Below are 1,205 nucleotides of genomic sequence, written 5' to 3'. Positions count from 1 at the left end.
GCTTGTTTCAGTCCCTAACCCGCCCAGAAAATCATCAAATGATTTATTATATATACTGATAGATTGGTTGTATTTTTCAAAATCAATTTTTGAAAATATTTCATTGAAAATTTCATTGAATTTGGTTAAATCAATCGTTGCAAGTAAATCTTTTTTCTTAAGATTTATTAGTCTCATACATTCATAAAGCAAATCACTACTCAGTCGATCTAACTCTTTAAAGTCATGATTAAGCTCAATACTATCTATTCTATCTGACCACTCTCTGATTATGTCATTATTGGTTTTTACCAGCTCTTCCAACTCTTCTAACTTAACACCCACATCACGAACAGTCAGTTCAAACTCATCACCAGCGAGTTCAAAATCGTTACTAGCATTTAGATATGCTTCATTCATAAACTCTTGGTATAAATGAAAAATAGGAGATGATGAAAGTGGTTGAGCACAAAAAGGGCAATTACCTGAATCTGTTACTAAATCTTTTCCTGTTTCTAACCAATAGCTATCTTGTTCTTTAAGGTTAAGTTCAATGTGCTTTGAAACTTTGTCTTCTGATTCTTTTGATAGATTTTCAATTGTAGTAATAAATACATCTGTTTTTAGCTCAGGTTTGTCGATACTCAGCGATGATAACTTACGTCTATTTCTAAAATGCTCAATACTTTTAATATCTTGCAACTGCTCCTGAAGCTTTTCTAACTCAGTAGTGCCATTCTTAGCAACTTTAATGTCCTTGATTTTGGCTATAGTTTTGTTAGAAAATTGCCTTGTAATTGTGTTCGTTAACGGAGTAATTTTAGTAGTTAATGAATCATTTTCAGATTTAAGACGCTCAATTTCTTTCTCATGAGCGACTGATACCATTCCCAGCGAAAATTCGTAATAATTGACCAGTTGAGATTTATCAGCACCTTTTGAAATGTATAAATTATTGTCAATAAATGCTTGATTGAAAATCTGAAATTTATCCGCACATTTCAATGAACCAATACTTACCGTTTGATCGTCCATTAAAAATCTTAGCTCTTGCTTACCTGATTTTTCAACTGGTGTTAGAGACTCGATGGCTGCTTTGTCATTATTATTTATAGCTTCAAATAACTTACATAATGTAGATTTACCAGAACCATTTCTCCCATAAATCAAGTTGAGCTTATCAAACGATTGATCAAGCCCTCCCTTATGCTGCCATTGCTTAATAT

Annotated in this window: 1 protein-coding gene; it reads right to left on the bottom strand. The window is 32.3% G+C overall.

The features are described from left to right. A partial coding sequence (locus HGG78_RS18790; RefSeq protein ID WP_172533821.1) for an AAA family ATPase occupies positions 1-1,205 on the bottom strand: 1,205 nt, incomplete at both ends.

The organism is Vibrio aestuarianus, assembly GCF_012395185.1.
In the GTDB taxonomy this organism is placed as follows: Bacteria; Pseudomonadota; Gammaproteobacteria; order Enterobacterales; family Vibrionaceae; genus Vibrio; species Vibrio aestuarianus.
This window is presented reverse-complemented; position numbering and strand designations above follow the sequence as displayed.